The organism is Azospira inquinata, assembly GCF_018905915.1.
In the GTDB taxonomy this organism is placed as follows: domain Bacteria; phylum Pseudomonadota; class Gammaproteobacteria; order Burkholderiales; family Rhodocyclaceae; genus Azospira; species Azospira inquinata.
The window spans coordinates 378,233-395,791 of sequence record NZ_CP064782.1; the positions used below are offsets into that span (position 1 = coordinate 378,233).

General features: G+C 63.5%; 14 protein-coding genes. 6 read left to right on the forward strand and 8 right to left on the reverse strand.

The window, feature by feature from the left end; all coding sequences use genetic code 11:
* Positions 1-27 precede the first annotated feature (27 nt).
* Complete coding sequence (locus Azoinq_RS01675) at positions 28-369, reverse strand: hypothetical protein (protein WP_216127365.1); 342 nt, start codon at positions 367-369, stop codon at positions 28-30.
* Between the two features lie 866 nt (positions 370-1,235).
* On the opposite strand from Azoinq_RS01675, the gene Azoinq_RS01680 reads away from it, so the two are divergent.
* Positions 1,236-1,736: a GNAT family N-acetyltransferase gene (locus tag Azoinq_RS01680; RefSeq protein WP_216127363.1), complete on the forward strand. Its 501-nt coding sequence runs from the start codon at positions 1,236-1,238 to the stop codon at positions 1,734-1,736.
* A 16-nt stretch (positions 1,737-1,752) separates the two neighbouring features.
* Here the strand turns inward: Azoinq_RS01680 and Azoinq_RS01685 are convergent, their stop codons facing one another.
* From Azoinq_RS01685 to Azoinq_RS01705, 5 genes are read right to left on the reverse strand one after another with little or no spacing between them, the layout of a single operon-like run.
* Positions 1,753-2,352 (reverse strand): PqiC family protein, encoded by a 600-nt coding sequence (locus Azoinq_RS01685; protein ID WP_216127351.1) that lies wholly within the window; start codon positions 2,350-2,352, stop codon positions 1,753-1,755.
* The gene (locus tag Azoinq_RS01690) at positions 2,349-3,899 is read right to left on the reverse strand and encodes a PqiB family protein (protein WP_216127348.1); all 1,551 of its coding nucleotides are present in this window, start codon (positions 3,897-3,899) and stop codon (positions 2,349-2,351) included. The genes Azoinq_RS01685 and Azoinq_RS01690 overlap by 4 nt, the downstream gene beginning before the upstream one ends.
* Positions 3,896-4,528 (reverse strand): paraquat-inducible protein A, encoded by a 633-nt coding sequence (locus Azoinq_RS01695; protein ID WP_216127345.1) that lies wholly within the window; start codon positions 4,526-4,528, stop codon positions 3,896-3,898. Before Azoinq_RS01695 ends, Azoinq_RS01690 begins: the two co-directional genes overlap by 4 nt.
* Entirely contained in the window at positions 4,525-5,154 is a 630-nt protein-coding gene (locus tag Azoinq_RS01700) for a paraquat-inducible protein A (RefSeq protein ID WP_216127342.1), read from the reverse strand. The genes Azoinq_RS01695 and Azoinq_RS01700 overlap by 4 nt, the downstream gene beginning before the upstream one ends.
* A 6-nt stretch (positions 5,155-5,160) precedes the next feature.
* Positions 5,161-8,736: a hybrid sensor histidine kinase/response regulator gene (locus Azoinq_RS01705; RefSeq protein WP_216127339.1), complete on the reverse strand. Its 3,576-nt coding sequence runs from the start codon at positions 8,734-8,736 to the stop codon at positions 5,161-5,163.
* Between the two features lie 207 nt (positions 8,737-8,943).
* On the opposite strand from Azoinq_RS01705, the gene Azoinq_RS01710 reads away from it, so the two are divergent.
* The 5 genes from Azoinq_RS01710 (at position 8,944) to Azoinq_RS01730 (ending at position 12,886) form a co-directional block, all read left to right on the forward strand.
* A complete protein-coding gene (locus tag Azoinq_RS01710; protein ID WP_216127336.1) occupies positions 8,944-9,486 on the forward strand; it encodes a septation protein A in 543 nt (180 codons plus the stop codon).
* A complete protein-coding gene (locus Azoinq_RS01715; RefSeq protein ID WP_216127333.1) occupies positions 9,486-9,788 on the forward strand; it encodes a YciI family protein in 303 nt (100 codons plus the stop codon). Before Azoinq_RS01710 ends, Azoinq_RS01715 begins: the two co-directional genes overlap by 1 nt.
* A complete protein-coding gene (locus Azoinq_RS01720) occupies positions 9,785-10,069 on the forward strand; it encodes a BolA family protein (protein WP_216127330.1) in 285 nt (94 codons plus the stop codon). The genes Azoinq_RS01715 and Azoinq_RS01720 overlap by 4 nt, the downstream gene beginning before the upstream one ends.
* 39 nt (positions 10,070-10,108) lie before the next feature.
* Positions 10,109-10,909 (forward strand): peptidylprolyl isomerase, encoded by an 801-nt coding sequence (locus Azoinq_RS01725; protein ID WP_216127327.1) that lies wholly within the window; start codon positions 10,109-10,111, stop codon positions 10,907-10,909.
* 207 nt (positions 10,910-11,116) lie between these two features.
* Positions 11,117-12,886, forward strand: a complete 1,770-nt coding sequence (locus Azoinq_RS01730) for a GGDEF domain-containing protein (protein ID WP_232368532.1) — start codon at positions 11,117-11,119, stop codon at positions 12,884-12,886.
* A 42-nt stretch (positions 12,887-12,928) separates the two neighbouring features.
* Here the strand turns inward: Azoinq_RS01730 and Azoinq_RS01735 are convergent, their stop codons facing one another.
* Together Azoinq_RS01735 and purL are read right to left on the reverse strand one after the other, a co-directional pair.
* Positions 12,929-13,336 carry a bacteriohemerythrin gene (locus tag Azoinq_RS01735; RefSeq protein WP_216127322.1) on the reverse strand — a complete coding sequence of 136 codons (408 nt, stop codon included), beginning with the start codon at positions 13,334-13,336 and terminating at the stop codon, positions 12,929-12,931.
* Positions 13,337-13,481: 145 nt separating this feature from the next.
* Positions 13,482-17,456 carry a phosphoribosylformylglycinamidine synthase gene (gene purL, locus Azoinq_RS01740; RefSeq protein ID WP_216127320.1) on the reverse strand — a complete coding sequence of 1,325 codons (3,975 nt, stop codon included), beginning with the start codon at positions 17,454-17,456 and terminating at the stop codon, positions 13,482-13,484.
* Positions 17,457-17,559: the final 103 nt, after the last annotated feature.

Here is a 17,559-nt window from a genome sequence, read left to right on the forward strand (position 1 = left end):
AGGGGGAAAGCGACCGCAGGTAAATCCTCAGAGTCCCCCTCCTCTCTTGAGGAAAGGCATAAGGATTGCGAAGGCAACAATTACAAAAGCAAAATAGTGCAGCGGAATCCAAAAGATTGTGTGCTTTTCTTTAAGCACCACCTTCTGCTGGGTTTGTGGATCAATGAGCTCTTTTCCAGGCAGATCGTTAAGACGTTTTCCGAACCACCAAACAACCATAGCCGATAAAATCAGCACAAACATCGGCGCCCAAGCATGAGAGGAATAGTAACCGTCACCAAAGACTTTATCCAAGCCCAAATTTCCCAGCAAGACAAAAACCAAGGGAACCAATACACCAGCAAAGCCCGCCCCTTGCCATACAATCATTGAAAACCCCTTAAATAAATACAACGCCCGCCGCATTCAATATAATTTTGCCAAACAAATTAGCAGCACCAATTATTTTATTAACCTTCAATCAAGCACCATTTCACCAAAACCAGTTAGCAAGCAGATACTTGACAACAGCATTATATAACCAATTTATGCAATTTGGGCAAGCCTCTACTCCAGGGCACAGGCGTACTCGCCCAGTTTTTCAGATCAGCGGTATTGTTTGGCCAACGCCCCGAATCGTTATTATCTAAGGACTCCCGCCACCATCAGCACACATATATTAGATTGGCAGTCATTGGCGTACGTCCCCGATTGACTGATACCTCCAGGCCGGATGGGTTCATACTTTTGTGCCGCAGGTGGATTGAACCTAACTGCCACAAAAGAACTACCGACACTTTTAAACCCAACAAAATTTTGAATTGTATGCTTATGACGGAAAAAATGGGTCAACAGAAAATGTATCAGCAATATAAGATAGACCGCGTAGCGCATCCTATATACGATTCATTTATTCGCCAGAAATTTACTAAAAACAACAGTTGAGCATTTATCCGGATCAATATACCCCCAATACACCAAGTCCCCACATAGCCAAATTATTTTATTCACTTGGTAGCCACCATTAATAAAATAGGCTATTTTAAATATATATTTCTTGATACTGTCACCCTGTATTCGCCCCCCCTAAAAGCGCTCAAATATTGCCAATAGCATTACAACCGCTTTCGAACAAAATAACCACGGGCCGCCCCTGCTCACCTCTAGCCCAGCATTATCTATAGGCTATCCCCACTCAGTTTATTCCCAACGTTTCTGCTTCCGTATCAACAAAAAACCCAATCTTTAGGACAGCCATGCCCCGTATTCTGCTTCGCTCCCCCACCCTTGCCGACCAAGACGAGTTCTTAGCGCTCGCAAAAGCCAGCCGGGCATTGCACCGGCCCTGGGTGTCCGCGCCATCCACACCAGAAGCGTTTCGCGACTATCTGGAGCGCATGTCTCAACCAGAAAATGCGGCTTTCCTGGTTTGTGCTGCCAACTCTGGGCAGATTGCAGGGGTAATTAATCTCACCAACATTGTGCTTCGCGTATTTCGCAGCGGCTATCTGGGTTACTACGCCTTTGCTGGCTTCGAGGGCCAAGGGTTTATGGGCAGCGGCTTGCGTGCGGTGGTGCGCCACGCTTTCACCCAGCTCAAACTCCATCGCCTTGAAGCCAACATTCAACCAAGCAATGTTGCGTCTATCGCCCTGGTTAAGGCCTGTGGTTTTGCTCAGGAGGGGTACTCACCGCGCTACCTCAAGATCGGCAATCGGTGGCGCGATCATGAGCGTTGGGCCATTCTCGCCTCCTAGTCCCTTGATCAATTGATCAACGCCCCTCAGCGCTTCCCCTCCCCCTAACCGCCTTCCCAATCTCCCCCGCTACCCGGCGCAAAGCCTGGCGCTGGGCGGCGACTAGGGTCAGAGGATCTTCCGGGGTGCCGGCCAGGGGCTGGCGGAAGGTGCTGCGGCCGGTGAGGGATTTGCCGTTGGGGGCTTCCAGGCGCCAGAGCACGTCCACATCCACGCCCTGGCCCACCAGGGCGTCCAGCTGCTGGACTTCTAGGGTGAGTTTGTAGTCCAGGGGGAAGCCCGCGTCGTCCGGCAGGACGGCGGCGACCCGGCGGGAATTGAGTATTTGGCCCAGGTCCTGGGCGATGAGGCGGGGGATTGCCTGGCGCAGGGGTTCGGCCCAGCGGTATTGGTCGCTTAAGACTACGTGATTGGGGTCCTGGCGCAGTACCAGCTGGGGCCGGTCGATGAGTTCGGGCACATTGGCCCGGACCACGGCGATGGCGGGGGTGGTGGCGGTTCCGGCCTGGGGCGCCCGGTCATCCGCCAGGGTGACGTAGCGGGTGGGGGGCGCGCTGGCGCAGGCCCCCAGGGTGGTGAGCAGGGCCAGGCAAACCAGGTGGGCGGCGCTTTTCATGGGTTGGGCTTCTTTCCGGTAATGAGGGCTTGGGGCTGCTGTTCCAGCATGTCGGACAGATTGCGCACCGCCGTGGCGGCCCGCCCCACTTCCCGCAGGGCATCCCGCAGTTCGCTCTGGGCCGGGGAGTCTTTGTCCAGCACGGCGTTGGCCCGGTCCAGGGTCTTGCGGGCATCCCGCAGGGTGGGGGCCAGTTCGGGCACCACGTCCCCATCCACGTGCTTGATCAGCTGATCCGTGCGTTTCAGGGTGCCCTGCAAGGATTCCACCACGGCCAGCAGCTGTTCCTGGAGGGAATCCAGGCTACCGGGCTGGGTGGGCAGTTCGGGAATGGGGCCGTTCCAGTTAATGCGCCCGGCCTTGGCCTTGGGGAAGTAATCCAGGGCCACGTAGCGCTGGCCGGTGAGCAGGTTGCCGGTGCGCAGCTGGGCGCGGAAGCCCTTGGCCACCATGTCCTCCAGCATCTTGCGGATCACCTGGCGGCTGGGGAGTTCCGTGGGGCGGTAATGTCCCTTGCCGGTAAAGCGGGCCGGATAGAGGTTGATTTCCACGGCCATGGCCACATCCTTGGAACTCCGATTGAAATCCACGTCGATGCGGGACACTTCCCCGGCCAGGAAGCCCCGGAAGTCCACCGGGGCGCCCACGGTGAGGCCCCGTACCGATTCGTTAAAGAACAGAACGTACTTCTGCACCACGCTGTCCGGCACCCGGAAGGCCGCCGTCTGGTCGGCAAACAGGGTAAAGCGGGACTCGGAGGGGGCTTCCGCCTCCCCTGGGTCGCCACCGGCAAAGGCGATGCCCCCGGCCACCACGGAGAGCAAGGACTGCATTTCCAGCTTCATGCCGTCCGCCCCCACGGAGAGGTCAATGCCGCTGGCGTGCCAGAAACGGGTCGCCCCGGTGACGAAGTGGTCATAGGGCGCATCCACGAACACCCGCACATCTACCCCCTTGCCGTCCGGGCGCAGGGCGTAGCCCACCACCTTGCCCACGGGAATGTGGCGGAAATACAGGGGAGCGCCGATATCCAGGGAACCCAGGTCTTCCGCCCCCAGGACAAACTGGCGCCCGGGCATGTCCCCCACCACCAGGGGCGGGGTTTCCAGGCCGACGAAGTGGCGCCGGGCCTCGGGGGATTTACCCGGGTCCAGGGCGATATAGGCGCCGGATAGCAGGGTGCTCATGCCGGATACCCCGCCAGCGGCAATGCGGGGACGCACTACCCAGAAGCGGCTGTCCTCCACCAGCAGGGGCTGGGCCTGCTTGTCCATCTGGACGGTGACCTTGACGGCCCGCCGGTCGTCGGAAAGGGCGATGGCGGAGACCGTGCCAATATCCACGTCCTTGTACTTGAGCTTGGTCTTATTGGCCTCCAGCCCTTCCGCCGAGGCGAATTGCAGCTCGATTACCGGGCCCCGCTGGAGCACCGCGCTAATGGCCAGCCCGGCGCCGATCAGCACGGCCACCAGGGGCACGATCCAGATCAGGCTGATGGGGGAATGGAAGCGGGAGACGATCTTGGTCTCCGGGAGGTCTTGACTCACGGCAGGGGTTCCTTGGCGGCGGGGGAATGGGCCGCGTCCCAGATCAGGCGCGGTTCAAAGGCCATGGTGGCCAGCATACTGAGGACGACTACGGCGGCAAAGGCGATGACGCCGCTGCCGGGGCGAATGGAAGCCAGGGTCTGGATTTGCACCAGGGCGACCAGGATGGTCACCACATAAACATCCAGCATGGACCAGCGGCCGATTAATTCGAGAAAGCGATAAAGCTTAGTGCGGGGCTGGGTCTGCCGCCGCCAGCGGCCCTGGACGCTGATCAGGAGCAGGGTGAGGGAAACCAGTTTCAGCAGGGGCACCGCAATGCTGGCGATAAAAACCACCAGGGCCAGCACCCAGGAACCACTGCCCCAGAGATAAACCACCCCGCTCATGATGGTGTCCCGCTGCACGCCAAACATGGAACGGGTTTCCATAATGGGCAGCAGATTGGCGGGCAGATAGAGCACGTAGGCTGCAATGAGCAGGGCCCAGGCCCGTTCCAGGCTCCGGGGCTTGCGAAAATGGAGGGGCGTGCCGCAGCGGCGGCAGACCGGGCTTTCGGCGGGGGCACCCAGCAATCCGCAGGTGGGACAGAGGGCCTTGCCCAGGGAAGCGGCTTGCACGTCACTCATGGCCGAGCTTCCTCCCAGGCCTGCCAGATATCCCGGGGCTCCATGAGGGAGGTCATGGTAGTGAGTAGTAGCATCAGCACCCCAAACCCCAGCATGGCCGGGCCGGGCAGCACGTCCGCCAGGTGGGAGAGTTTCACCAGGGCCACCAGTATGCCCAGGATAAACACCTCCACCATGGCCCAGGGATGGGCGGCCTGCATGGCCCGGAACACGGGGGCAAAGCCCGGGGGGCGCCGGCCAAGCAAAAGGGGCTGCATGAGCCAGATGACCCCAAGGATTTCCAGGAGGGGCATGACGGTGGTGGTGGCCAGCACCAGGAGGGACACCTCCGGCATATCGTCCCGCCAGAGCTGGAGCGCCGCCCCAATGATGGTGGTGTCGATGCGCTGCCCCTGTATTTTCATGCCCACCACGGGAAAAGCATTGGCGATGATGAGCACCACCAGGGCGGCCCAGGCCAGGGCCAGGGTGTGCTCCAGCCCATGGCGGTCACGCCGGTAAAGCAGGGCCCCGCACCGGGGGCAGAGGCTGCTGTAGGGCGGCTTGGCCCCATCGCTCTGATCACGGACGAGCAGATCGCATTCCGGGCAAGCCGTAAGGGTTGGGTCCTGGGTCTGGGTCGGCATTTGGAATCAGGCTCCCTGGCCCAAATACTCGGCCACCGCCCGGGTGGTGGCACAGAGGGCGGTGACCAGTTCCCGGGCCTGATCCGGGGCGGGGGCGCCGGCGGGGGTATCCCGGGCCAGGCGTTCCAGGCTCAGGGCCAGGGCGGCCCCGGCGTCGGCGGAAAAAGTGGCCAGCAGGCCTTTCACCGTATGGGCTTCCCGGGACAAGGCCTCCCAGGCCCCCTGGGCCAGAGCGTCTTCCAGCCGCTGGCAGTGGCCGGGCACGTTAGTGGCAAACATCTGCACCAGGGTATCCAGAAGCTGGGCATCCCCTTCCAGGCGGGCCAGGGCTGCCTGACGGTCCGCCGGGGGTGCCCCTTCCCACGCCGCCGATTTCCCGGAGGGAGCCCCAGGGGCAGAGGGATGGGCCGGAGAGGAGGGGATCGAGTTTTCCACCTCCCCGGAAACAACCGTTGGCATCATGGCTTCCCTTTCTTCCTCCGCCGTCCGGGGCAAGCCCGCCTCGGGCGGCACACAGGACTGAATGACCGCAAAAAAATCCGCCTGGCGCAGGGGCTTGGCCAGATAGCCGTCCATGCCCGCCGCCAGGCACTGTTCCCGGTCAGAAGCCATGGCGTTGGCGGTCATGGCCACAATGGGCAGGGGCGCCGTAACGCCCCGGATGGCTTCTTCCCGGCGGATGCGGCGGGTGGCTTCCAGGCCGTCCATTTCCGGCATCTGCATGTCCATGAGCACCAGATCGTAATCCTCCCGGGCCACCGCGGCCACCGCCTCCCGGCCATTGTCCACCAGCACAGGCCGGTGCCCGGCCTTTTCCAGGAGCAGGGCCACCAGACGCTGATTCACCGGATTGTCTTCCGCCACCAGCACCTTGAGGGAACGGCCCCAGGCCTGGGCCGCCCGCAGGGAAGCGGCCGGATCGGGCCGGGCCGGGGCGCTTTCCCCGCTCAGGGCCAGGCATAGGGCCTGGCCCAGGTCGAAGGGGGAAACGGGTTTGCAGAGGTAGGCATCCACCCCCAGCTGGCGACAGCGTTCCCCGTCCCGGGCCAGCCGGGCGGCGGGCAGCATCATCACCGTGCGTTCCGGGTGGGCCCCATCCCGGGCCAGGGCTTCCACCAGGGCAAAACCGTCGGGCAGGGGCATGTCCCCATCCGCCAGCACCAGGGCATAGGGCTGTTCCCGACTGCGGGCCTGGGCTAGCTCCACCAGGGCATCCCCCCCGTCAGCCAGGGCAGTGACGGCCACGCCCCAATGGCTCAGGGAGTTTTCCAGGGCTTGCCGGGTGGCCGGGTTGTCATCCACCAGCAACAGGGTCGCCCCCGCCAGGGCGGGGAAAGTGGGACCAGCCCCGGGCAGGGCTTCCAGACGGGCGGTGCAGTGGAAGACACTGCCCTTCCCCACTTCGCTTTCCACCCACAGCCGTCCCCCCATGAGCCCGGCCAGCCGGGCGCAGATGGCCAGCCCCAGGCCGGTGCCGCCAAAGCGCCGGGTGACCGAGCTGTCGGCCTGGGAAAAGGCGTCGAAAATCAGGGCCTGCTTGTCCGGCGCAATGCCAATGCCGGTGTCCGCCACAGCGAAATGGAGACAATCCGGCTGCTCCCGGTCCGGCGCCACGGAAACCCGGATATGGCCCCGGTGGGTGAATTTGATGGCATTGCCCACCAGATTGAGAAGCACCTGGCGCAGGCGCCCCGGATCGCCCCGGTACTGTTCCCCCAGGGCCGGGTCCAGATCCGCCACCAGTTCCAGGCCCCGGTCTTCGGCCCGCAGGGCCTGAAGCTTCAGGGTATCCATGACCAGGGGGCGAAGGGGGAAGGGAATTTTTTCCACCTCCATCTTGCCCGCCTCGATCTTGGAAAAATCCAGGATGTCGTTGATGATGCCCAGCAGGGCATCGGCGGAGGATTTGACCATCTCCAGGTATTCCCGCTGCTCCGGGCTCAGTTCCGTCTCCAGGGCCAGGTCGGTCATGCCCAGAATGCCGTTCATGGGGGTGCGGATTTCGTGGCTCATGTTGGCCAGAAATTCCCCCTTGGCCCGATTGGCCAGTTCGGCCTGCTCCTTGGCCTGATGCAGTTCCGCCGCCTCCTGCTTGCGTCCGGTAATGTCCCGGAAGAGCCAGAGATGGCCCCGGTAATCCTCGGGCTGGGCCACCAGGGGAAAGAGGAAAATGGGGATGCAGTCCCGCTCCAGAATGCGGCCATCCTTGAGGCGGATTTCCTCCCCCACCACGGGACGGCGGGCGGCCACCACCGCCTCCACCCGGGCCCCGTGACCTTCCCCGTCCTGAAACAGGGGCCAGAGATGAGCCTGAACCCGGCGGCTGTCCGCGCCGATCAACTCTTGGGGATTCACCTCCAGGCGGAACAATTCCCCCAGGGCCTGATTGGCCAGGACAATCTGGCGGTTTTCATCCTCCACCAGAATGCCCACCTGCATACTCTCGATGAGAGCGGAAAGGCGGGAGGTGGTAGCCAGGAGGAAATCCTCGTCCCGCTTCCGCTCCGTAATGTCCTGGAAGGCCAGCACCGCTCCATGGGGCCGGTCCCCTTCCAGGAGGGGCACGGACACCAGGGAGACGGGAAAAATACTGCCGTCCTGCCGGGTAAAGGCGTCCAGATCGGAGCGATAGGCGTGTCCGGCGGCAGCCGGGCCATGGAGGGGGCAATCCGCCTGGGCCAGGGGCAGGCCCGTGGCGGTCTGGAAATGCACCTTATCGTGAAAGTTCTGCCCCAGGAGGGCCTCCCGGGGCCAGCCCAGGAGCCGGGCCGCCTCCCCGTTCACAAAGGTACAGCGCCCTTCTCCGTCCGTGGCCACCACCCCTTCCCCCAGGGTGTCCGTGACACTGGTGAGAAAGCGGTTATTTTCCTCAATGGTGTCTTCCTGGTCCTTCAGGCGCCGGGAAACCCGGTTCAGGGTCGCCACCAGACGCTGGATTTCCACATTGCCCCGATAGTCGGGGAGCCGGTCGCCCCGCCGGTCTTCCAGGCGGGCGGCAAATTCCGTCGCCCGATCCAGGGCCTGCAACGGCCGGGCGAGGAAGAGGAATAGCAGACCGTTGCTGCCCACCAGGGCCGCCAGGGCGGCCACCACGCTATCCCGCCAAATGTGGGCCTGGAGGGCGGTGACCCGCTCCAGGCTGACTTCCAGACGTAGCCAGCCGGCGCCGGCGGCCAGGGGCTGCCAGAGCACCAGGGCGCCCCCCCGATCTTCTTCCTGGTCCCCCCGTCCGGCAGGCGGCGTCAGCCGGGAGGTGGCTTGCCCCCGGGCCCAGGTGCCCGTGCGCACCCGGCCATCTGCCCCCACCAGGGCCAGGGACATGAGTTCCGGGCTCTGCACGGCCCGGCTCAGGAGGGCCGCCCCATCCATGTCCTGGGGCAGAGCGTCCAGCAACCGGCTCAGATCCCGGGCCATGGCCCGGCTTTGCTCCAGGGTCGCCTGCCGGGCCATGGCCGCCTGTTCCCCAGCGGTGTACCAGGTGTAGCCGAACACGGTGGCCATAAACAACAGGGACACCAGCAGGGCGATCTGGGCACTGAGACGGTTGGGGAAAAAACGTCGGCGAAAGGAAGGGGCGTCCATGGTTGGCCTGAAAACGGGACGGGGCGGGCCGCCGCCCAAAGGGGACAGGCGCCCATCCTAGCATTTCGCCTCTGCTCCGGGGAGCGCCATCCGGGCGCCCTGGGCTGCCCCCACAGGCGCGGCCCGTCGGGCTTTTCCGGGTGGGGGCGCATGGACAGTGGTCAGGAAAAGGGGCCATAATCACCGTCCCCTTTGCCAGGTTTTGCCATGAAGTTTCTATTCGACTTTTTCCCCGTTCTGCTCTTTTTCGTCGCCTTCAAATTCGGCGGCATCTACGCCGCCACCAGCGCCGCCATCCTGGCCTCTATTGCCCAGATCGCCTGGGTCAAATTCCACGGACGCAAGGTAGATGGCATGCTCTGGGTGAGCCTGGTGATTATTCTGGTGTTCGGCGGCGCCACCCTGCTGCTCCACGACGAAACCTTCATCAAATGGAAGCCCACGGTGCTTTACTGGCTGTTCGCCGCCATTCTGCTGTTTTCCACCCTGTTTATGGGACGCAATCCCATGGGCGCCATGCTGGGGGAAAAGATCCAGCTGCCTCCGGCCGCCTGGCACAAGATGAATCTGGCCTGGGGCGGCTTTTTCGCCTTCATGGGGGCGGCCAATCTCTACGTGGCCTTCCACTATTCCCTGGATACCTGGGTCAATTTCAAACTCTTTGGCGGCATGGGCCTGATGCTGGTTTTCACCCTGCTACAAGGGCTCATGCTGGCTCCCTACCTCAAGGAACAGGAGGAAAAATCCTGATGCTCTACGCCATTATCAGTGAAGACCGGCCCGGTTCCCTGGCCCTGCGCCTGGAAGCCCGACCGGCCCACCTGGCCCGTCTCCAGGTGCTACAGGACGAAGGCCGGCTGATCCTGGCCGGCCCCTGCCCGGCCATCGATAGCCCGGACCCGGGCCCGGCAGGCTTTACCGGCAGTCTGGTGGTGGGAGAGTTCCCTTCCCTGGAAGCCGCCCAGGCCTGGGCGGATCAGGACCCCTACGTGGCCGCCGGAGTCTATCAGGCGGTCACGGTGAAACCCTTCCGCCAGGTTTTTCCCGCATGACCGGGGACGCCGCCAAGGCGGCTCTGCTGGCCCAGATTCAGGACCGGCTGGCCGCCCTGACCCCCACCCATCTGGAACTCCAGGACGAATCGGCCCGCCATGCGGGTCATGCCCACAACGGCGGCGGCCACTTTCGTCTGGAAATTGTTTCCCCCGCCTTCGCCGGGCTTTCCACCCTGGCCCGGCACCGGCTCGTCTATACGGCCCTGGGGGAATTGCTGCAAGGACCGGTTCATGCGCTTGCCATAAAGGCCATGACACCGGAAGAAGCTTCGCTATAATCACCCTTTCCTCAACACCCTTTTATAAAAGGATCATCCATGCATAGCGCATCCAAGCTGGCCGTTGCTCTGCTGGCCGGCGTTCTGGCCTCCGCTCCCGTCTTCGCCGCTGGCAAGAGTGCCAAAGGCCCGGCTGTGGCCACGGTCAATGGCGTGGCCATTCCCGAGTCTTACGCTGAGTCCTTCATCAACGAACAAAAAGCCCAAGGCACCCAGGACTCGCCCCAACTGCGCAACGCGGTCAAAGAAGAACTGATCCGCCGGGAAATCCTCAGCCAGGAAGCCCGCCGCCAAGGTCTGGAAAAGAATCCGGCTGTCACCTCCCAAATGGCCCTGGCCTCCCAGGCCGTGCTGATCCGTGCCTACATTCAGGACTATCTGCGCACCCATCCGGTGAGCGACACCCAACTGCAAAAAGACTATGAGGCCATTACGGCCAAGCTGGGCGGCACGGAATACAAGGCCCGCCACATCCTGGTGGAAAACGAGGCGGATGCCCAAGCCATCATCGCCAAGCTGAAGAAGGGCGAAAAGTTCGACGACCTGGCCAAGCAGTCCAAGGACCCGGGCTCCAAGGACAAGGGCGGCGATCTGGGCTGGAGCACTCCGGCCAGCTACGTGAAGCCCTTTGCCGATGCCCTGGTGCAACTGAAGAAGGGCCAATTCACCGACACGCCGGTGAAGAGCGAATTCGGCTGGCACGTGATTGAACTGGAAGACACCCGTCCCCTGACGCCCCCCAGCTTCGACCAAGTGAAGCCCCAGCTGCAACAACGGGCCCAGCAACAACTGGTGGAACAAATGGTGCAAAACCTGCGGGCTAAGGCTCGGGTGAATTAATCCGGCACTCCAGTTTTCCACACCCAGAAAGGGGAAGGCTTGGCCTTCCCCTTTTTTTGTCCACCGGCCAGGATGGCGACGCTTCACGTCCCTGTAACCTCCCCCCCTTATAGTCTGAGGCCCTGTTTTCGGTCGCCCGCGCCCATGACCGCCGCCCCATTGATTCAACGTCTCGCTTCCAGTTTTCTCAAAGAGGATAGTGATCCCATGGATGAGGCCCATGCCCTGCAAGCCCTGATCGATGGAGACGCCCTCACTCCGGTGTTCCAGCCCATCCTGGACTACCGCTCCCACACCTATATCGGCTATGAAGGCCTGATCCGGGGTCCCCAGGACAGCCCCTGGCACATGCCCCTGGCCCTGTTCGAGGCGGCCCGCCGCCACCAGCTCACCATGGCCCTGGAACGGGCCTGCCGGGAAGCCATATTCCGCCGCTTTGCCGAACTCCAACTGGCCGGCAAACTGTTTATCAACGCCAGCCCGGGCTGTCTCCAGGACCCGGCCTTCCGCAATGGCCGGACCATGGGCCTGCTCCGGGACCTGGGCTTGAGCCCTTCCCGCATCATTATCGAAATTACGGAAAACGAGCAGATCGAGGATTTCGGGGAAATTCACGACGCCCTCCAGTATTACCGGGGCCAGGGCTACCAGGTGGCCATCGACGACCTGGGGGAAGGCTTTTCCAATCTGCGCATGTGGTCGGAACTGCGCCCGGAATACGTAAAAATTGACCGGCACTTCATCGCCGGCATCGCCCAGGACGGGCTCAAATTCCAGCTGGTCCGTTCCATGCACGAACTGGCGGAAGCCTGCGGCGCCTTCATCATCGCCGAGGGCATTGAAACGGAGGAGGATTTCGCCACGGTGCGGGATCTGGGCATTGCCTGCGGCCAGGGCTTTTTCATCGCCCGCCCCCATCCAGCCCCGGCCAGCCAGCCGCCCCTGGAGGCCCTGAATGCCCTGCGGGACCGGCATATCGCGGTTTTTCCCAAGGGCACCCATGGTCACGGAGCCAAGACCGCCCGCCACCTGGCCCAGCCCATCCAGCCCATTTCCCCGGAAACCCTGAATGACGCGGTGTATCAACGCTTTGAACAGGACCCCCAGCTCCACGTTCTGCCCGTGGTGTGCAACGGCCAGCCCCTGGGCCTCATCAACCGGCACAACCTGATCGACCGCTTCGCCCGGCCCTACCGGCGGGAGCTGTACGGACGCAAGGCCTGCACCCTGTTCATGGACCCCACCCCCCTGATCGTGGATCAGGACCTGTCGGTCCAGGAGGTGGGCCTGCTCATTTCCCGGGCCGCCCAGCACAATCTCTACGATGGCTTCATCGTCATCGCAGACGGCGCCTATTTGGGGGTGGGCAGCGGTCAGGACCTGATGGCCCTGATTACGGAAATGCAAATCTCCGCCGCCCGCTACGCCAATCCCCTGACCCAGTTGCCGGGCAACGTGCCCATCAACGAACACACGGAGCGGCTGCTGGAAAACCGCACCCCTTTCGCCGCCTGCTACTGCGATGTGGATAACTTCAAGCCCTACAACGATGCCTACGGCTACCGCCGGGGGGACGACCTGATCCAGCTCCTGGGCAATGTGCTGACGGCAGAGGGAGACCCCCATCTGGACTTTATCGGCCACATCGGTGGCGACGATTTCATCGTCCTGTTCCAGAGTCCGGATTGGGAAAGCCGCTGCGCCCGCATTCTGCGGCGCTTTGATGACTGTCTGGTGGACTTGATCGATGCCCCGGACATGGCTCGGGGCGGCTTTATCGGGGAGGACCGGAAGGGACGCCGGGTCTTCAATCCCCTGCCCAGCCTGTCCATCGGCGCCTTACGGGTGGAACCCGGGCTCTACGCCTCCCATCACGACATCGCGGCAGCGGCGGCCCAGGCCAAGAAACAGGCGAAAAAACAGGCGGGCAGTTCCTTTTTCATCGAACGCCGCAAGCCCGGCTTCCCCACCCCCTAAGCCCCGGGGAAGGCCCTTTACCCACAAGAACGGCTCTGGGCCTTATTTGACGCCCTGGGCCTTGAGGAAGGGGGCGTAGGCCCGATCCACCTGGCAAATGTGGTGCACCAGCCATTGCTTCAAAAATTCCAGGGCTTCCTGCCCCACCCTTTCCCCCGCCTCGAAACGCAGGAGAAGCTTGGTGGCGGTGGAGGTGAAGGCGTCGTGCTCCGCCCTGTGGTCTTCCGTTTCCGGATAGCCGTACTGGAGGAGCAGCACCTCTTCCGCCACAAAGTGGTTATAGGTGTAATCCACCAGGCCTTCCAGTACCTGCCCCACCACCTGGGGCCGGGGGTCGGGGCGGGAAATTTCGTCGTACAGAGCGTTGGTTAAATCCACCAGCCAGTGGTGCTGGCGGTCAATCTCAGCCAGGCCCAATTCCAGGTCCTGGGTCCAGGGCATAAACGCCATGGCTTTCCTCCCTCGCGGTATATATGCGATGTGTTTTTCTTGATTCTACCCGAGGCATTCCCCGGCGGGCCCAATTATTACCCCCCTGGGCCCATAAAAAAACCCCGATGCATATCGGGGTTTTTCGGGACGGGGAAGAAAGGGATTAACCCACCCACACCCGGGCGTTGCGGAACATGCGCATCCAGGGACTGTCTTCGCCCCAACCCGCGGGGTGCCAGGACATCTGGACGGTACGGAAGACCCGTTCCGGATGGGGCATCATGATGGTGAAGCGGCCATCCGCCGTGGTAAAGCCCGTCACCCCGGCGGGGGAACCGTTGGGGTTGTAGGGATAGGCTTCCGTGGCCTGACCTTGGTGATCCACGTAGCGCAGGGCCACCAGGGCCCGGGCCTGATCTTCCGCCGAGGCGAACTCGGCCCGACCTTCCCCGTGGGAAACCACGATGGGCATACGGGAACCGGCCATGCCAGCGAAGAACAGGGAGGGAGACGGGGTGACCTCGGCCATGACAAAGCGGGCCTCGAACTGCTCCACCGTGTTGCGCTTCAGGGCGGGCCAGTGGTCGGCCCCGGGAATCACTTCCTTCAGGGCGCTCATCATCTGACAGCCATTGCAGACCCCCAGGGCGAAGGTGTCCTGGCGGCCAAAGAAGGCGGCAAACTGGTCCCGGGCCCGGGCGTTGAAGAGAATGGTCTTGGCCCAGCCCTGGCCGGCCCCCAACACATCCCCGTAGGAGAAGCCGCCGCAGGCCACGGCTCCCTTGAAGTCGGCCAGATCCACCCGGCCCCCCAGGATGTCGCTCATATGCACATCCACGGCGGCAAAGCCGGCCCGGTCAAAGGCGGCAGCCATTTCCGTATGGCTATTCACCCCCTGCTCCCGCAGGATCGCCACCCGGGGCCGGGCCCCGGTGGCAATGAAGGGCGCGGCCACGTCCTCGGCGGGATCGAAGTCCAGCTGGGCGGACAGCCCCGTGTCCTGGGTATCCAGCAGCCGGTCGTATTCTTCCTGGGCACAGGCCGGATTGTCCCGCAGGGACTGGAGCCGAAAGGAGGTTTCGGACCAGGCCCGTTGCAGGTCCACCCGGCTTTCGGAAATCACCGCCTTGGCGTTGCGGATCACCCGGATATGGTCCCGATCGTTGGGATAGCCCACCAGGGCGTAGCAGGCGCCCAAGCCGGCGTCCCGCAGGGCCTGGCAGACTTCGTCCCGCTGCTCCCGGCGAATCTGGATCAGGGCCCCCAGTTCTTCGTTGAACAGGGCCTTCACCAGCCGTTCGTGGGAACGGCCCCCCAGCACGTCGGGCTGCTTTTCGTAGCCATCCACGTCGTTCATCAGGGTGTCGTAGGTGAGAATGTCCATGTTCAGACTCACCCCGCAGCGGGAGGCGAAGGCCATTTCGCAGGCGGCGGCGAACAGACCACCGTCGGAGCGGTCATGGTAGGCCAGCAGCTTGCCCTCCTGGTTCAGGGACTGGATTACCTTGAAGAAGGCCGCCAGACGGGCGGGTTCGTCCAAATCCGGAGCCTCGTCCCCAGTGGCGTTGTACACCTGGGCCAGGGCCGAGCCCCCCAGGCGGTTTTGTCCAGCGGACAGGTCGATGAGGACCAGTTCCGTTTCCCCCTGATCCAGTTGCAGCACCGGGGTCAGGGTACGACGCACGTCCGGGCTGGGCGCAAAGGCGGTGACGATGAGGGACAGGGGAGACACCACCTGATGCTTGGTCCCCTCCCCTTCCCAGGCGGTACGCATGGACAGGGAGTCCTTGCCCACCGGGATGGACAGGCCCACCTGGCGGCACAGTTCGCTGACCGCCCCCACGGTGTCGAAAAGACGGGCATCTTCCCCGGGGTAACCGGCGGCGGCCATCCAGTTGGCGGAGAGCTTCACCTGGCCCAGATCCGCCACCGGAGCGGCGGCCAGATTGGTGATGGCTTCCCCCACGGCCATGCGGCCGGAGGCGGGAGCATCCACCACGGCCACCGGGGTCCGTTCCCCCATGGCGAAGGCTTCGCCCTGATAGCCCTGGTAACCCATGAGGGTCACCGCCACATCGGCCACGGGCACCTGCCAGGGGCCTACCATCTGATCCCGGGCGGTCATGCCGCCCACGGACCGGTCGCCGATGGTAATAAGGAAGGTCTTGTCCGCCACGGCGGGCAGTTGCAGCACCCGGTAGGCCGCTTCTTTCAGATCTACCCCCGTGGGGTCGAAGGCCAGGGTAACGGGGAGCTGATGCTGGGCGTCCCGGGTCATGCGGGGGGGCTTGCCCAGCAGGGCTTCCATGTCCATATCCACCGGATCGGCCCCCAGCAGTTCGTCCTTCACCCGCAGACGGCCGTCATCCGTGGCCACCCCCACCACGGCGAAGGGACAGCGTTCCCGTTCGCAGAGGGCGCGGAATTCTTCCAGTCGGGTGGGAGGCACGGCCAGTACGTAGCGTTCCTGGGATTCGTTGCTCCAGATTTCCGCCGGGCTCATGCCCGCCTCTTCCACGGGCACCGCCCGCAGATCGAAGAGGGCGCCACACTGGCCCGAATCCGCCAGTTCCGGGAAGGCATTGGAAAGGCCCCCGGCCCCCACGTCGTGGATGGAGAGAACGGGATTGCCGTCCCCCGGGGTGGCCGGGTCCAGCCGGGGCGTGCCCAGCTGCCAGCAACGGTCGATCACCTCCTGGGCACGGCGCTGGATTTCCGGATTGCCCCGCTGCACGGAGGCGAAGTCCAGGTCTTCCGCATTGGCGCCGGTGGCCATGGAGGAGGCGGCACCGCCCCCCAGGCCGATGAGCATGCCCGGTCCCCCCAGCTGGATAAGCAGGGTGCCGGCGGGGAATACCTCCGCCTTGTGGGACTGGCCGGCGGCGATGTTGCCCAGGCCCCCGGCGATCATGATGGGCTTGTGATAGCCCCGCACCTCCGTGCCCAGATTTTCCTCATAGGTACGGAAGTAGCCGGTCAGGTTGGGGCGGCCAAATTCGTTATTGAAAGCCGCCGCGCCGATGGGCCCTTCCAGCATGATGGAGAGGGCGGAGGCGATGCGGGAAGGCTTGCCCACGGTCTGTTCCCAAGGACGCTGGGCATCGGGCAGGAGCAGGTTGGAAACGGTGAAACCGCAGAGCCCAGCCTTGGGCTTGGAGCCCCGGCCCGTGGCCCCCTCGTCCCGAATTTCCCCACCGGAGCCGGTGGCGGCGCCGGGGAAGGGGGAAATGGCGGTGGGATGGTTGTGGGTTTCCACCTTGGCCAGGATATGGGTCAGCTCTTCCCGATAGCGGTAATGGCCTTCCCCATCCGGGTAGAAGCGGGGCACGGCGGCCCCTTCGATAATGGAGGAATTGTCCGAATAGGCCACCACCGTGCCCTGGGGATGGGCCTGGTGGGTGCTGCGGATCATGCCGAACAGGGTTTCCGGACGGGCTTCCCCATCCACCACCCAGGAGGCGTTGAAAATCTTGTGGCGGCAGTGTTCCGAATTGGCCTGGGCGAACATCATCAGTTCCACGTCCGTGGGATTGCGCCCCGCCTTGCGGTAGATGTCCAGCAGGTAATCGATTTCGTCCTCGGAGAGGGCCAGACCCAGATCCCCGTTGGCCCGCACCAAGGCGTCCCGGCCACCGGCCAGTACATCCACGGAGGCCAGGGGACGGGGGTCGAAATCCTGGAACAGGTCGGCGGTGCGGGCAAAATCTTCCAGCACCGACTCGGTCATCCGGTCATGGATCAGGGCCGCCAGCTGGCGCCGCTCCCCTTCCGTAAAGACGTACTTGGCCTTGGCCTGAAAGTAATAGGCGATCCCCCGTTCGATGCGCCCCACCCCGGTGAGACCCGCGTTCACCGCAATGTCCGTGGCTTTGGAGGACCAGGGGGAAATGGTGCCCACCCGGGGCGTGACCAGGAACAGGTCGCCCCGCCCCTTGGCCTCGGTTGCCCGTTCTTCCAGGAGCCGCCCGAGCTGGGCCCGGGTCCCTTCCGTCAGGGGCTGGTCGAGCTGAACGAAATGCCAGTATTCGGCCTGGAGGGCGGCCAGGGAAGGCACGGCCTGGGTCAGGCGGGCTTGCAGGCGTTGCAGACGGAAAGCGGAAAAGGCGGGAGCCCCCCGCAGGAAAAGGATATCGGCCATGGAAATCTTGGGAGAAGGAGGAGCGAAAAGGGAAGATTATACCCGGCCTCCCCGCCCCCCGCCCCACCAGCTTCCCCGGGCCCGCCCCCATCCGAGCGCCATC